12 protein-coding genes are annotated in these 14,311 nt (G+C 72.6%); 7 read left to right on the top strand and 5 right to left on the bottom strand.

The window, feature by feature from the left end:
* Positions 1 to 2: 2 nt before the first annotated feature.
* Complete coding sequence (locus tag HT134_RS42980) at positions 3 to 2,246, top strand: M9 family metallopeptidase (protein WP_312888880.1); 2,244 nt, start codon at positions 3 to 5, stop codon at positions 2,244 to 2,246.
* Positions 2,247 to 2,292: 46 nt separating this feature from the next.
* Here the strand turns inward: HT134_RS42980 and HT134_RS42975 are convergent, their stop codons facing one another.
* Positions 2,293 to 6,114 carry a S8 family peptidase gene (locus HT134_RS42975; protein ID WP_175606262.1) on the bottom strand — a complete coding sequence of 1,274 codons (3,822 nt, stop codon included), beginning with the start codon at positions 6,112 to 6,114 and terminating at the stop codon, positions 2,293 to 2,295.
* Between the two features lie 352 nt (positions 6,115 to 6,466).
* Between HT134_RS42975 and HT134_RS42970 the strand changes: the two genes are divergently transcribed.
* On the top strand, positions 6,467 to 7,480 hold the full coding sequence (locus tag HT134_RS42970; RefSeq protein ID WP_175606261.1) for a helix-turn-helix domain-containing protein: 1,014 nt from the start codon (positions 6,467 to 6,469) through the stop codon (positions 7,478 to 7,480).
* Between the two features lie 162 nt (positions 7,481 to 7,642).
* On the top strand, positions 7,643 to 8,062 hold the full coding sequence (locus HT134_RS42965; RefSeq protein ID WP_175606260.1) for a DoxX family protein: 420 nt from the start codon (positions 7,643 to 7,645) through the stop codon (positions 8,060 to 8,062).
* A gap of 39 nt (positions 8,063 to 8,101) precedes the next feature.
* On the opposite strand, the gene HT134_RS42960 is transcribed toward HT134_RS42965, so the two are convergent.
* Positions 8,102 to 8,497 (bottom strand): VOC family protein, encoded by a 396-nt coding sequence (locus HT134_RS42960; RefSeq protein WP_175606259.1) that lies wholly within the window; start codon positions 8,495 to 8,497, stop codon positions 8,102 to 8,104.
* 105 nt (positions 8,498 to 8,602) lie between these two features.
* Complete coding sequence (locus HT134_RS42955; protein WP_175606258.1) at positions 8,603 to 9,385, bottom strand: helix-turn-helix domain-containing protein; 783 nt, start codon at positions 9,383 to 9,385, stop codon at positions 8,603 to 8,605.
* 161 nt (positions 9,386 to 9,546) lie between these two features.
* On the opposite strand from HT134_RS42955, the gene HT134_RS42950 reads away from it, so the two are divergent.
* Both HT134_RS42950 and HT134_RS42945 read left to right on the top strand, forming a co-directional pair.
* Positions 9,547 to 10,419 (top strand): SPFH domain-containing protein, encoded by an 873-nt coding sequence (locus tag HT134_RS42950; RefSeq protein WP_175606257.1) that lies wholly within the window; start codon positions 9,547 to 9,549, stop codon positions 10,417 to 10,419.
* Positions 10,420 to 10,506: 87 nt separating this feature from the next.
* Positions 10,507 to 11,361, top strand: a complete 855-nt coding sequence (locus HT134_RS42945; protein ID WP_217709049.1) for a DUF6461 domain-containing protein — start codon at positions 10,507 to 10,509, stop codon at positions 11,359 to 11,361.
* On the opposite strand, the gene HT134_RS42940 is transcribed toward HT134_RS42945, so the two are convergent.
* Positions 11,306 to 11,869 (bottom strand): CGNR zinc finger domain-containing protein, encoded by a 564-nt coding sequence (locus HT134_RS42940; RefSeq protein ID WP_175606256.1) that lies wholly within the window; start codon positions 11,867 to 11,869, stop codon positions 11,306 to 11,308. The genes HT134_RS42945 and HT134_RS42940 overlap by 56 nt on opposite strands.
* A 26-nt stretch (positions 11,870 to 11,895) precedes the next feature.
* Between HT134_RS42940 and HT134_RS42935 the strand changes: the two genes are divergently transcribed.
* A complete protein-coding gene (locus tag HT134_RS42935; RefSeq protein ID WP_312888879.1) occupies positions 11,896 to 13,191 on the top strand; it encodes an MFS transporter in 1,296 nt (431 codons plus the stop codon).
* Here HT134_RS42935 and HT134_RS42930 read toward each other — a convergent pair.
* Positions 13,169 to 13,738, bottom strand: a complete 570-nt coding sequence (locus HT134_RS42930) for a TetR/AcrR family transcriptional regulator (protein ID WP_175606255.1) — start codon at positions 13,736 to 13,738, stop codon at positions 13,169 to 13,171. The genes HT134_RS42935 and HT134_RS42930 overlap by 23 nt on opposite strands.
* Positions 13,739 to 13,811: 73 nt before the next feature.
* Here HT134_RS42930 and HT134_RS42925 point away from each other — a divergent pair, with 73 nt between their 5' ends.
* Positions 13,812 to 14,309: an FBP domain-containing protein gene (locus HT134_RS42925; protein ID WP_175606254.1), complete on the top strand. Its 498-nt coding sequence runs from the start codon at positions 13,812 to 13,814 to the stop codon at positions 14,307 to 14,309.
* Positions 14,310 to 14,311: the final 2 nt, after the last annotated feature.

Raw genomic sequence — 14,311 nt, 5'->3', positions numbered from 1 at the left:
TCGTGCGCCGCCTCTTATCCCTGCTGTCCGCCTGCGTCCTCGCCTGCTCCCTGGCCTCGCTGCCCGCGCGGGCGGAGGTCGAGCCGCCCCCCTCGCTCCCCGTCGCCGCGCCCCGGCATGACCCGCCGCACGTGCGGAAGACCCGGCTCGGCCTGGCCGACCGCCCGCCGCGCTCCGCCGCCACCGACGCGCTCCGCCAGGACTACGACGAGCCCGCCGCCGCACCGCGGCACCCCAGGCCGTCGGCCAAGGTCACGACCAAGGCGGCCGCCGTGACCTGCAGCGCGGCCGACTTCACCAGCCGCTCCGGCAGCGCTCTGGTGCAGCAGATCAAGGCGAGCACCACCGACTGCATCAACACCCTGTTCAGCCTGACGGGCGGTGACGCGTCCTCCGCCTTCCGCGAGGCGCAGATGACGACCGTCGCCTACGCCCTGCGCGACAACGCCGCCTCCTACCCGGGCGACAACACCACCTCGACCGCGCAACTGGTCCTCTACCTGCGGGCCGGATACTACGCGCACTGGTACCACCCCACCGACGTCGGCGGCTACGGCCCGTCGCTCACCACCGCCATCCAGTCCGGGCTCGACGCGTTCTTCGCCGCCGGCCGTGCCTGGACGGTCAGCGACGCCAACGGCGAGGTGCTGGCCGAGGCGGTCACCCTGATCGACAGCGCCGAGCAGAACGCCCGCTACCTCTACGTCGTCAAGCGCCTGCTCGACGGCTACAACAGCTCCTACGACGCCTCCTGGTGGATGCTCAACGCCGTCAACAACGTCTACACCGTGCTCTTCCGCGGCCACCAGGTCCCCGCGTTCGTCACCGCCGTCCAGTCGGACACCAGCGTGCTCACCACCCTGCGCTCCTTCGCGGTCAACCATCTGTCGCTGCTGGGCACCGACCGCGCCTACCTGACCTCGAACGCCGGCCGGGAGCTAGGCCGCTTCCTGCAGCACCAGCCCCTGCTCACGACGGTCCGGCCGCAGGCCAAGGACCTGCTCGGGCGCAGCTCCATCACCGGGGCGACCGCCCCGCTGTGGGTGGGCGTCGCGGAGATGACCGACTCCTACGACAAGCCCAACTGCGCCTACTACGACACCTGTGACCTGCAGCGGCGCCTGGCCGTCAGCGTGCTGCCGATCAACCACACGTGCAGCGCCGGCATCAGGATCCGCGCCCAGGACATGACCTCGGGCCAGTTGTCGAGCACCTGCGCCAGCCTGGCCAACCAGGACGCCTACTTCCACAACCTCGTCAAGGACAGCGGCCCCGTCGCCGGTGACGGCAACACCACCATCGAGGTGGTCGTGTTCGACTCCAGCACCGACTACCAGACCTACGCCGGGCCCATGTTCGGCATCGACACCAACAACGGCGGCATGTACCTGGAGGGCGACCCGTCCGCGCCCGGCAACCAGCCGCGCTTCATCGCCTACGAGGCCGAGTGGCTGCGCCCCGACTTCCAGATCTGGAACCTCAACCACGAGTACACGCACTACCTCGACGGCCGCTTCGACATGTACGGCGACTTCGACGCCGGAGTGAGCACGCCGACGATCTGGTGGATCGAGGGCTTCGCCGAGTACGTCTCCTACTCCTACCGCAGGCAGGACTACGACGCCGCCATCACCGAGGCGGGCAGGCGCACCTACGCCCTCAGCACGCTGTGGGACACCACGTACGCGCACGACACCACGCGCGTCTACCGCTGGGGGTACCTGGCCGTCCGCTACATGTTCGAGAGGCACCCCGGCGACGTGTCCACGGTGCTCGGCCACTACCGCACCGGCGCGTGGAGCGCCGCCCGCTCGTTCCTGACCGGATCGATCGGCAGCCGCTACGACACCGACTGGTACACCTGGCTGGCCGCGTGCGCCGCGGGCTCCTGCGCCGGCGGAGGCGGCGGCACCGCCCCCGAGTGCACCGGCACCGACACCCGGCAACTGGACCGCGGCTGCCGGCGCGGCAACCTGTCGGCCGCCCAGGGCGACTACGCCTACCTCTACCTGTACCTGCCCGCCGGCGTCTCCCGGCTGACCATCACGGCCGCCGGCGGCACCGGCAACGCCGACCTCTACTACAACCCCACCGGCTGGGCCACCACCGGCTCCTACACCCAGCGCTCCACCACCTCGGGCAACGCCGAGACCCTGACCGTCACCGGCCCGCCCGCCGGCTACGTCTACATCAGCCTGTACGGCGCGGCGAGCTTCTCCGGCGCCGCCGTCACGACCGAGTACTGACCAGCCGGTGGCGGGGGCGGGCCCGGCCCGCCCCCGCCACGACGGGTCACCTCACGAGATAGGCGTCGGAGACGACCTGCTGGACGGCGTTGCCGTCCCTGTCCTTCACCTCCACCTTGACCGACACGCTGCCCGGGCCCTTGGGGTTGACCACGAGCACCCGGTCACCGGGCAGCACGGCGGCCTTCGTCCAGTGCGCGCCCTTGTCGCCGGAGACCCAGGCGGCCCGCAGCGACGGCGACCGGCCGCCCTCCGGCGTGACGGTGAAGGTGAACGGCCGGCCGCCCTGGACCGTGTCGTCCCCCGGCAGCCGGAAGCCGTAGCGCAGCCGGATCAGCGGCACCTGGGCGCACGGCTGCTTGTCGCCCCACAGCACGGTGTCCAGGCAGGGGTACGGGGAGTCGCCGCCGGCCGGGCGGGCCGAGCGGAACGTCCACGTGGTCTCCACGGCCGTGCCGGGATGCTTGCCGGCGAAGCCGTCCTTCCACGAGTCCGTCAGCCGGTACGTGCCCGGCCCGGCGGGGACGGTGTAGTAGGGCACGCCCAGGTCGTCGTACTCCGCCTTGACCTCGGCGTCGCCGTTGAACAGGTGGACCTCCTCGGTGCCCGGCGCGCTCTGGTAAAGGTGGCTCGGGTCGGAGGCGTCGGAGTAGTACCCGAAACCGACCGGGCTGAGCGCCCTCAGCCGCAACCGGTCACCCTGGCGGCAGCCGTCGCAGTAGAAGCCCTCGCCGAACCAGCCCGGCACGCCGGGGCCGGTCGTGAGCTGGGCGGGCACGATCGCCTCGTTCCAGTCCTCCCGCTCCTGGGTGGCCTGGGTGAAGCCGCGGAGGGAGGAGGCGAAACGGTTGCTGTCCGTGGCCGGGTCGAAGAACATGTAGGCGCGCTCCCACAGCACGTCGTCGCCCGTGGTGTTGTAGTACTCGGTGCGCGCCGCGGGTGCGGCGAAGGCGTGCGAGCCGCGCACGCTGAGCCGCTGCTCGTCCCTGTAGGTGTGGCTGACCTCGGTGAAGTTGGAGGTCGGCCCCCACGCGCCGGCCAGCGGGGCGAACTGGGAGTGGTAGGTGGTGTCGATCGCGGTGAGGTCGCGGGCCTTCGGGGCGAAGCGCAGCCGGCCCGCCGTGGCGCCCTTCACGTAGTGGACCAGCTTGTACTCGTAGGGGGTGGTCGGCGTGACGTGCAGCGCCGCCTTCGGGTACGGCTTGCGGGCCAGGACCTGGCCCAGCCGGTCGGCCTCGCCGCTGTCCAGCCACAGCACCGGGATCTTGTTCTGGGCGGTGTACGCCGAGGCGCTGAGCAGCCAGGTGAACCGGTCGCTGGTGACCACGCCCGCGGCCCCCGCCTTGATGGCCAGCTCCAGGTCCGTGAGCAGGAGCTGGAGCGAGTCCCGGGCGGGGAGGTGGACGAGCCGGCCGCGGACGTCGGCGCCGGCCCGCAGGTCGTCGCCCGTGGCGAGGTCGAGACGCCGGTCGGAGGAGAACTTCGGCACCAGCGCGTCGTGCTCGCTGACGTAGCGCGGGTGGAGCGGGACGCCGGGCACGCTCAGCTCCACCTCCGGAGCGCGGCGGACCTGGTCGAACAGCATCGTGAAGGTGCCGACCGCGGGCGCCTTGCTCACCGGCGTGACCCAGTAGCGGCCGGTGATGGCCGGCTCGTAGCTGAGCACCGACGCGCCGGCGTACATGCGGCCCCCGGCGGTCGTGCGGGCGAAGTTCACGTTCAGGAACACCGGCTCCGACGGGCGCGGCGTGCTGATCTCCAGCGGCTCGGCCTTGGTCGCGTCCATGGTGACCGTGGTGTCGGCGTCGAGCTTCAGCTCGGGCACGGTGAGGAAGCCGTACTGGAGGACGCGGTCGGGCTTGGTGTACCACCAGGGCGTCTCGCCGATGTAGTAGACGCCGCCGTGGGCGAGCTTGAGCTCGGTCTCCAGGATGCCCGGGGTGTCGGTGGTGCGCCAGTTCTCGGTCCACGTGGCCGTCGGCTCGCCCTCGAGGAGCGGGTCGGTGTCGCTGATCCGAGCGGCGGACACGGCCCCGGGGTTGATCGTCCACTCGGGCCGGCCGACGAACCGCACCTTCAGGGTGTGCATCCTGGCCTGCTTGCGGAACGCGATCGGCGCCGTCAGCCGGGTGGTGCCGGCGGTGGCCGTCAGGCGACCCTCGTACCAGCCGGGCTCGCCCAGCGTGGGCTCGATCGTGAGGTCCGCGGTCGCGGTGCCGCCCGCCGGGACGGTCAGCGACGACGGCGTCAGCGTCGCCATCCCGGACGGCGGCTGCGCGTCGCCGTGCTTCAGCGCCAGCGACAGCTGCAGGGTGACCGGCTCCTTGCCGGTGTTGCGGAAGGTCACCTTCCTGGTCATCGTCTGGCCGGTGTACGGGTCGGTGAAGCCGGCGTAGAGCGAGGCCACGTCGTCGAAGACCCGCTGGGTGACGGCCTGCCCGATGTCCAGCCGGCCCGCGCCCTGGTCGTAGACCGTGGCGTCGCCCGGCTTCGCGGTCGCGGTGAGCGCGGTCTTGAGCTGCTCGGGCGTCCAGTCGGGGTGCTGGGCGGACAGGATGCCCGCGGCGGCCGCCACGTGCGGGCTCGCCATCGAGGTGCCGGACGCCGCCGTGTAGTGCTCGTCGATCGGGCCGCCGCCGGGGACGCTGCTGCCCTCGCCCAGCGAGGTGCCGGCCGCGCGCGCCGCGACGATGTTCACGCCGGGAGCGGTGATCTCCGGCTTGATCGCGAAGTCGTCGCTCAGGCGCGGGCCGCGGCTGGAGAACGAGGCGATCCGGTCGGAGGAGTCGACCGCGCCGACGGTGAGCGCCGAGGTCGCCGCGCCGGGGGAGGCGATGGTGTAGCGGCCGGGGCCCGCGTTGCCCGCGGCGACCACGAACAGCGTGCCGTACGCGGCGGTCAGCTCGTTGGCCGCCTGGCTCAGCGGGTCGGTGCCGTCCGTCGGGTTGCTGCTGCCCAGGCTCATGTTGACCACGCGGACGTGCTGGGTGGCCGCCTGCCACTGCATCGCCGCGATGATCTCGGAGTTGTTGCCGCTGCCCGTGTCGTCCAGCGCCTTGGCGATGGTGAGCTGGGCGCCGGGCGCGACGCCCTTGTACTTGCCGCCCGAGGCGGCGCCGCTGCCCGCGATGATGGACGCCACGTGGGTGCCGTGACCGACGCGGTCGGTCACCTCGTCGGCGTCGCCGCCGCCGGGGCTGCCCGCGGGCACGAAGTTGCGGGCGGCGACGATCCGGCCCTGCAGGTCGGGGTGGGCGGCGTCGACGCCGGAGTCGATGACGCCGACCTTCGCGCCCGTCCCGTCGAACCCGGCCGCCCAGGCGGCGGGCGCGCCGATCTGCGGGTTGCTGACGTCGTCGAGCGCCTTGACCTTGCCGTCGAGCCACACCTTGCGCAGGTCGCCGGTCAGGGCCCTGGCGGTGGCCTGGCCTCCGCCGCCGAGGGACTGCCAGAAGGCGGCGGCCTGCTTCTTGTCCACCTTGACCGCGGCGCCGTCGATGCTCTCCAGCGCCATCGGCTCGGAGCCGCCCTTGAGCGCCTTGACCTTGCCCGCCAGCTCGCCCGCCTTGGTACGCGAGCGGTACTGGACGATGAGCGGGATCTTGGGGGCCTTGGCGTCGGCGTAGCCGTTGGCCGCCAGGTAGTCGACGTTGAACAGCTCCTTGTCCAGGAGCCCCTTGCTGACGTAAGGTCCCGCGTCAGCGGGGATGACGTAGTAGCCGTGCTCGTCCTGCTGGGCCTGGTACGTCCGCGCCTCCCCGGCCTCGCCGGGCTCCAGGGTGGCCGACGCGCGGCCCGCGGCGTCCTTCGCATAGACGACGGTGTCGCCGGTGATCAACGTGATCCTGACCGGCGGTATGGCTTTCACCGGCGCTTTCGTGGTCGCGGCCGGGGGTGTGAACGTTCTTACGGCCGCCGCGTCGGCCGTTGCCGGGACCGCGACGAGCGGCACGGCGAGGACAGCCCCGAGTAAGGCCACGAGTCCGCGGCGCCGGGGGGATGGCAGCATGCGCACAACTTTCTCCAGACATGTGAAACACCGGTCATCGTCGCCCGCGCGCGATGGAGATCGTTTCAACGCTGACCTAATCTGGTGATCTGTCAGGGCACAAGTCCGCCGGACGGGCCAAAACCCGCCAGGTGGCGGTAACCCGCCAGCGCCGTCGGCGTGCGCGCAGCGCCGCCCGGTGCCGCCCGGCGGGAGAAGGGGGGCGCGCCCGATGCTCGAAGCGATCGGCCTGTCACCGGCCGAGAGCCGCCTGTACGCGACGCTCGTCGAGAACCCGCGCTCGTCCGCCGCCGAGCTGGCCCCGCTCTGCGGCGTCTCGCCGCTGCTGGCGGCCCGCACGCTGGCGGCCTTCGCGCGGCGCGGCCTGGCCAGCAGGCTGCCCGGCCGCCGCGCGCGCTACGTCGCCGTGGCCCCCGACATCGCGATCAGGCCGCTGCTCACCCGCCAGGAGGAGGAGCTGCACCAGGTGCGCACGGCGATCCACGAGCTGACCACGTCGTTCCACCTGGCCTCGCGCTACGCGACCCATCCGGCCGAGCAGGTCGAGGTCGTCACGGGCACCGACAACATCATCAGCCGGGCGTACGCGCTGCAGGACAGCGCCCAGACGATGTTCCGCAACATCGACAAGCCGCCGTACGTCATGCGCGACCACGGCGACAACGTCGAGCGGGAGCGGCGGATGCTCAGGTCCGGCATCGACTACCGCAGCGTGTACGACCTGGAGTCGCTGGCCGTCCCCGGCAAGCTGCGGCTCGTCCAGGACTCGATGGCGCGCGGCGAGAAGGCCCGCGTGGTGGCCGACGCGGCGGCCAAGATGTGGATCGCCGACGACGCGCTCGCGCTGATCCCCATCCGCAACGGGGCGTACTCGATCGACGCGGCGTTCATCCTGCACCAGTCGGCCCTGCTCGACGCGTTGATCGCCCTGTTCGAGCGGGAGTGGAGCCGCGGCTTCCCGTTACGCGCGGCCCCCCGCCCCGCCGCCCCCGCTCCCGCGTCCATGCCGGTGACCGGCGAGCCCGACGAGCCTGACGAGCCCGACGAGCTGACCAGGGACCTGCTCGCGCTGCTGGCCGGCGGCCTGACGGACGAGGCCATCGCCCGGGCCCTGGGGCTGGGCCTGCGCACGGTGCAGCGGCGTATCCACGCGGTCATGCGCGACCTGAACGCCATCACCCGCTTCCAGGCGGGCCTGGCGGCCAGGGAACGCGGCTGGATTTAGGCCGCGTTTCCCGGTGCCGATGAAAATTACACGGGAATGCGCATGAAGCGCTTTCTGGAACGGTCCTGATAAGGGGGTGCGTTGACAGGTCCCGCGGGAATGACGAAGCTCTTTGGGAGCGCTCCCATATAGTGTCGGTCATTCCCGGGAAAGGGGAACTCGGTGGAGCTGGTGAAGAAGAATCAGGACCTTTTCCTGGCCCTGTACCGGTGCGTCCTGGGCCTGCTGTTCGCCTGCCACGGCGCCGCCACCCTGTTCGACGTGCTGGGAGGGCCGCAGGGCCCGGCGCCCGGCTTCGGACAGTGGCCCGGATGGTGGGCCGCCGTCATCGAGCTGGTCGGCGGCGCCCTCGTCCTGCTCGGACTGGCCGCCCGCGCCGCCGCCGTGGTCTGCTCGGGCACCATGGCCTACGCCTACTTCATCGTCCACCAGCCGCAGGCGTTGTTCCCCATCGAGAACGGCGGCGAGAAGGCCGCGCTCTTCTGCTGGGGTTTCCTGCTCGTCGCCGTCCTCGGACCCGGCCGCTGGGCCCTGTCCGCGCTCCTCACACCGGCACGAACCCTCGTGGCGGACAGAAGGTGACTGTTCCGGTGTCCCCTGAACGGCCGAACGCCCGGCACGTCAGCGCAGCGCGCCGGTGATGATCCACAAGTGGCCGAACGGGTCGCGGACGCGGCCCGAGCGTTTGCCGTAGGGCCGGTTCTCGATCGGCACGACCACCTCCGCCCCGTGGGCGGTCATGCGGTCACCGACCGCGTCCGGGTCGTCCACCTCGATCTCCAGCAGGATCGCGGAACCGCCGAGATCGTCCGGTGACCGCCAGCCCCACGACGAGACGGCGGGGGAGACCCGGAAGAACGAGGCCCCGACGCGGTGGTCGACCACACTCGGCCGCCCGTCGTCGATCAGCGGCGCGCGGAACACCTGCTCGGCACCGAGGGCGTCCTGGTAGAACGCCGACGCGCGGTCCGGGTCGGGCACGATGAGACGAGGAGAGATACGGATGTCTGGCGTCATGCGCCCATGGTGGGGGGCGGGCGGCGGCGACGTCTTGAACATCTGGGAACGGACGGCCAGGTCGCCCGCGCCGGCCCGCTCTGCCCGCGGCGATCGGGTCCCGGTCTATCCGCGCCGGCCGGGGCCTTCCGCGCGCAGCCACTCGGTGGGCGTGCACCCGGCCATGGCCCGCCACTCCCGGGTGAAGTGCGCCTGGTCGGCGAACCCCGACGCGGCGGCCACCGCCGCCAGATCGGCCCGTCCGGCGCGGGCGGCGGCCACCAGCCGCCCCCGGGCGGTCTCGAAGCGGACGAGCCGCTGGTACTCCTTCGGCGTGACCCCGAGCTCCGCGCGCACCGCGCCGCTCAGGTGCCGGCGGGAGCACCCGAGCCGGTCGGCGGCCTCCTGCACCCGTGCGGTCCCGGACAGGGCCGCCAGCGTGGCCCGCGTCCTGGACGGATCGGCGCGTGCCCCGTGGCGGGCCAGGCCGGCGAGCAGGCGGCGTTCGACGAGCGCGCGGCGTTCCGGCCAGGATCGGCAGGCCGCGAGCCGTTCGGGCAGGTCCGCCATCGCCGGGACGACGTCGGCGAGCTCGGCGACGTCGCCGGCCAGCGCCGCGGCGGGCAGCCCCAGCAGCGCGCCGGCGCCCACGGGGCTGAGCGTCAGCCACACGCCGCGGGTGCATCCCGGCTGCCTCAGCTCGGCGGCCTCCAGATGGAGTCCGGCCACGGCCGCTCGCAGCCGTCGCCGCGAGCCGGGCCGCCCGGCCCACGCGATCTCCAGCGGGTCCTGCTCCGGGATCGTGATCGACACCGTGGCGGAGGGAAGCCCGCGATGGACGCCGGCCAGCCCCGGCCCCAGGTCGTAGGCGGCCAGCCCCACCACGAACGGCGCCAGGGCTGCGGACATCCGATCACCAGGCACGTCGATCCCTCCCCGGCCACCGTATCGCCGGCAGCCGACGGCCTCGCCACCGGTTAGAAATCTACAATGTAAAGGCGGTCGGTCGATTCCCCCTTCCCATCCGTCATCACTGCAATACCGTGATCGGCGACAAGAAGGGAAAACCGATGAGACGCACGACCGCGGTCGCCTCGCTGGCCGCCACCCTCCTGCTCGCCGGCTGTTCCGTCACCATCCCCGAGCCGGACGAGAAGGGCATCGTCTACGACGCCGGCATGTTCTCCGACACGACGTTCCAGAACTGCGTGGACCCCGGCGTCCGCGACGTGTCCGGCTGGGGCGACCAGGGCTACGTCTACCCGGCGGGGCAGCGCACGTTCGAGTTCGCCGCCGACCCGAACGACCCCGACGGCGTCAGGACCAAGCCGGGCGCCGAGTCCGGGCCGCTGACCATGTGGACCAAGGACCCGCTGGAGATGCGGGTCTCCGGTGTCGTCACCTTCTCCCTGACGGGCGACTGCAAGACGCTCCAGCAGTTCCACGAGCAGATCGGGCTCAAGTACGAGGCCTACACCGACGCGGGCTGGCGCAAGCTGCTCAGCGTCTACGTCGGCCAGCCGCTCGACCGGGCCCTCGACGCGGCCAGCAAGGAGTTCGCCTGGCGCGACCTCACCTACGTCAACCCGCAGGCCAAGCAGCAGTGGGAGGCGAAGGTCGGCGAGTACATGGGCCAGTTCCTGCGCGAGCAGGGCGGCACGGCGTTCTTCGAGAAGTTCTCGGTCACCCTCCAGCAGCCCCAGCCGCCGCAGAAGGTGCGTGAGGCGATGGCGGCGGTCCAGCAGGCCCAGGAGGAGAACACCGCGCAGAAGGCGAAGAACGCCAAGGCCCGCACCGAGCTGGAGGCGATCAAGGAGCTGAAGGACGTGCTCGGTCCGCAGGGGGCGGTGATGTGGCAGGCCGTCAAGGACGGCCGCATCCAGATCATCGTCACCGACACCGGCCAGATCAACGTCACCCCGAACAAGCCGGGCGGCAACTGATCCCGCACCCGCGGCGGGCCGCCGGAATTGTCGTCCCCGTGGTGCACCATGTGATCTTTCCCCGACGTGTTGAGGAGGGTCACGGGCATGGACGACGACGTGGTGCGGCTGCACGAGGCGGTCGAGGACGGCTCGCTCGCGGAGGTGGTGGAGCTGGCGGGGCGCGTGGCGGACGTCGACGCGGAGTGCGAGGGGCGCAGCGCGCTCTGGGTCGCCGTGTACGAGGAGCGCCATGACGTCGCCCGCGCTCTCGTGGCCGCCGGGGCCGACCCGTGGCGGCCGATGATGAGCGGCTGGTCGCCCGGCCGCCTCAGCCTGGCCGGCCCGGACCCTGACCTGTTCGAGCGGCCGGCCGAGGTCCGCGGCCTGTCGGACGATGAGGCCGCGCTGGTGGCGGAGGCCGACCGGCTGACGGCGGTGCTGGGCGGTGTCGAGCACGACGGTTTCTCCGTGGCATGCGTGGCCGGGATCGACGCGGCCGAGGCGGTGCGGCGGCTGGAGGCCACGGTCGAGGTCATCGACCCGGAGGAGTTCCTGGACGAGATCGATCCCTTCGCCGAGGAGAGCATGCGGTTCGTGGGCGTCACGGACGTGCCCGGCGGTTGCGTCGTCAGCCAGCCGTGGGGGTACGTGCCGGAGACGCCGGGCGTCACCAGGCGCCTTTCCGCGGGCACGCTCTGCTACGCCATGTACGCCAATCCCAAGAGCGGCAACCAGGGGTGCGTGGCGCGCGACGGGGAGATCGTCGGCTGGGACCTGCATCCCGGTGGTGCGGCGTGGGAGGACGACGGACCCCGGGAGGTGCTCCTGTCCTATCTGTTCCAGGGCGAGGCGGTGGCCTACAGCTGCGCGTACGCGGGGCTGCGGGTGGGCGACGAGCGGGCGGTCATCGGGCCGCCCGACGTGTGGCTGTGCCTGCCGGAGCGTGACCACTGGTCCTGAGGGCGCGGTGGCGGCGCACGGCGTCGCGGTTGGCGCACCGCTGGGAGCAGTAGCGCTGCCGGCCGGTGCGTGAGGTGTCGGCGAAGATCGTGGCGCACTCGGTCACGGCGCAGCGGCGCAGCCGGTGCATGCCGCGTCCCACCAGGTGCAGCGCGGTGCCCACGGCGATCAGCGAGGAGAGCACGGAGCCGAGGGGCAGCAGGTCGTCGCGGTAGTGCAGGTGCCAGCCGCTGCCGGCGTGGTCGGTCAGCCGCGGGTGGGCGGTCCACCGGGCCAGCATGCGGTTGACCAGTTCGGCGCGCTCGTGCTCGCCGGTGGCGTCGACGATCCGCTCCCACGCGTCCAGCGCGACCAGGGTGAGGTCCAGGTCGTCGGGGGTGACCGGGCGTTGCAGCACGAGCCCGGCGGCGCGGCAGCGGTCGGCGAGCTCCCCGGCGGTCGCCGGGCGCCGGTTGGCCAGGTCGGCGGCGAGGTTCACGGCGTCCTCGCCGTAAGGGTTGAGGTGCACAAGACCATTACATCAGGGTGGTCGGCGTGACACAGCACAGGGATGTACGGCTGGGCGCGCCGGCCCGATACCGGTGGGTCGTCCTCGGGGTCGCCACCTTCACCCAGGCCGCCTCGGGCTTCTTCGTGCAGGGCATCGGGGCGATGGGCGTCCTCCTGCAACGGGACCTGCGGGTGGGGGCGGCCGAGCTGGGGCTGCTGCTCTCGGCGGCGCAACTGGTGCCGCTGGCCGGGCTGCTGGTGGCGGGGGAGCTGCTGGACCGCTACGACGAGCGGTGGGTGGTCGGGATCGGCGCCTGTGTCGTGGCCGTGAGCCTGGGAGTGGGGAGCGTGGCGCCGGGATACGGGTCGCTGCTGCTCGTGCTGCTGGTGGTCGGGGCCGGGTACAGCACGGTGCAGCCCGGTGGCAGCAAGTCGGTGGCGTCCTGGTTCGACGCGTCGCAGCGGGGGCTGGCGATGGGCGTGCGGCAGGCGGGCCTGCCGCTGGGCGGGGTCGTGGCGGCGGCGGTGCTGCCCGCGCTCGCCGCCGCGTCCGGCCGGCGGGCGTCGCTCGTGGCCGGGGGACTGGTCGCGCTGGTGGGGGCGGTCGCCTTCATGGGCCTCTATCGCCGGCCTCCTGTCCCGGACGTTCCGGAGGCGGGCGGCTCGCGCGGTGGGGAGCCGCGGGCGTCGGGCGGTGGGGAGCAGCGGGCGTCACGCGGCGGGGAGCAGCGGGCGTCGCCCGGCTCGCGGCTGCGGATGCTGCGGGAGCCGGCCATGGTGCGCATCCTGCTGTCGGGGGCGTGCCTGGTCTCGGTGCACAGCGGCATCGGCGTCCTGACCGTGCTGCACCTGCACGAGGCGGCCGCCGTCGAGGCGGGGGCGGCGGCGCCGGCGTTCGTGGCGGTCCAGGGGGCGGGCGTCGCCGGGCGGGTGTGCCTGGCGGCCTGGAGCGACCGCGTCCGGTCCGGGCGGTACGTCTCCGTCCTGGTCTGCATGGTGGCCGTGACCGCCGGGATGGTCGCGCTGATGACACCTCTGGGGCGTTCGCCGGTCGCGGCCTGCGCGCTGTTCGTCTGGCTGGGGTTCTTCGGCATCGGCTGGTACGGCCCGTGGGTGGCTCATCTGGCCGAGTCGGCGCCGCCCGGCAGGACGGGGTTCGCGCTCGGTCTGGCCATGGCCGTCACGCAGGTCGCGGTCATCCTGGCGCCGCCCGCGCTCGGCCTGCTCAGGGACGTGACGGGCGGCTTCGGCGCGGCCTGGGGGCTGCTGTCGGCGGTGACCGCCGCGGCCGTGGCGGTCACGGCGCGGGGCGGCGGGTTCAGGCGGAGGGCCAGTTCCTGAGGACGAGGTCGAGGGCGTCCAGCGCCCGGGACCACGAGGCGTCCACGTCGCGCTGGTGGCGGCGGAACCCGCCGGCCGTCTCCAGGCTCACGTACCCGTGGAAGGTGCCGTGCAGCATGCGCACCGCGTCGGTCTCGGCGGGCTCCGGCAGCTCGTAACCGCGCAGGACCGCCCTGGTCAGCTCCGCGTGGCGGCGCGCGGGGCCGACGACGGCGGTCTCGTCGTGCAGTTCCATCTGGCAGGCGGCGTACCGGCCGGGGTGCTCCTTCGCGTAGCCCCGGTAGGCGTTGGCGAAGGCGGCCAGCGCGTCCTTGCCCGCGCGGCCGGCCAGGGCGTCGGCGGCCCGGTCGGCGAGCTCCGTCAGGGCCAGCGCCGCGACCCTGACCCGGAGGTCGTGGACGTCCTTGACGTGGGCGTACAGGGCTGCGGGCTGGACGCCGAACCTGCGGGCGAGCGCCGAGACGGTCACGTTCTGGAAGCCGAGCTCGTCGGCCAGCTCGGCCGCGGCCCGGGTCAGGCGTTCGGCGGTCAGTCCGGCTCGCGCCATGCGTCACCCTCCGTCTGCTTACAGGTTTTAAGTATTTGCATACTACCCTTAAGGACGGTTAGCCTCGCCGCCCATGAGACCTGTCACCGAATCCGACATCCGCGCGTCGTTCGTCAACTGCTCCAAGGGCGAGGCCAAGCGGCTCGGCCTGCCGAGGGATCCGGAGGACCGGCCGTGGGACGATCTCGACTTCCTCGGCTGGCGGGATCCCGGCGCGCCCGAACGCGCCTACCTCGTCACCGAGCGCGACGGCCGCCTCGTGGGCGTCGCGCTGCGGGTGACCTCCGGCGCGCAGCGCGCCTTCACCTCGCGCAGCATGTGCTCGCTGTGCCTGACCACGCACACCAGCGGCGGCGTGGCGCTGATGACCGCGCGCCGTACCGGGGAGGCCGGCCGCCAGGGCAACACGGTCGGGCAGTACCTGTGCGCCGACCTCGCCTGCTCCCTCTACGCGCGGGGGAAGAAGGAGGCGGCGGGCGGCGGCGTGGTGGACGAGTCGCTCACGCCGGAGGAGAAGGTGGCCCGGGTGCGGGCCAACCTGTACTCCTTCCTGGACAAGGTGGCCGGGTGACC

The organism is Nonomuraea rhodomycinica (assembly GCF_013363995.1).
Lineage (GTDB): Bacteria > Actinomycetota > Actinomycetes > Streptosporangiales > Streptosporangiaceae > Nonomuraea > Nonomuraea rhodomycinica.
Note: the sequence above shows the minus strand (reverse complement) of the source record. Positions and strands in the feature narration are given on the sequence as shown.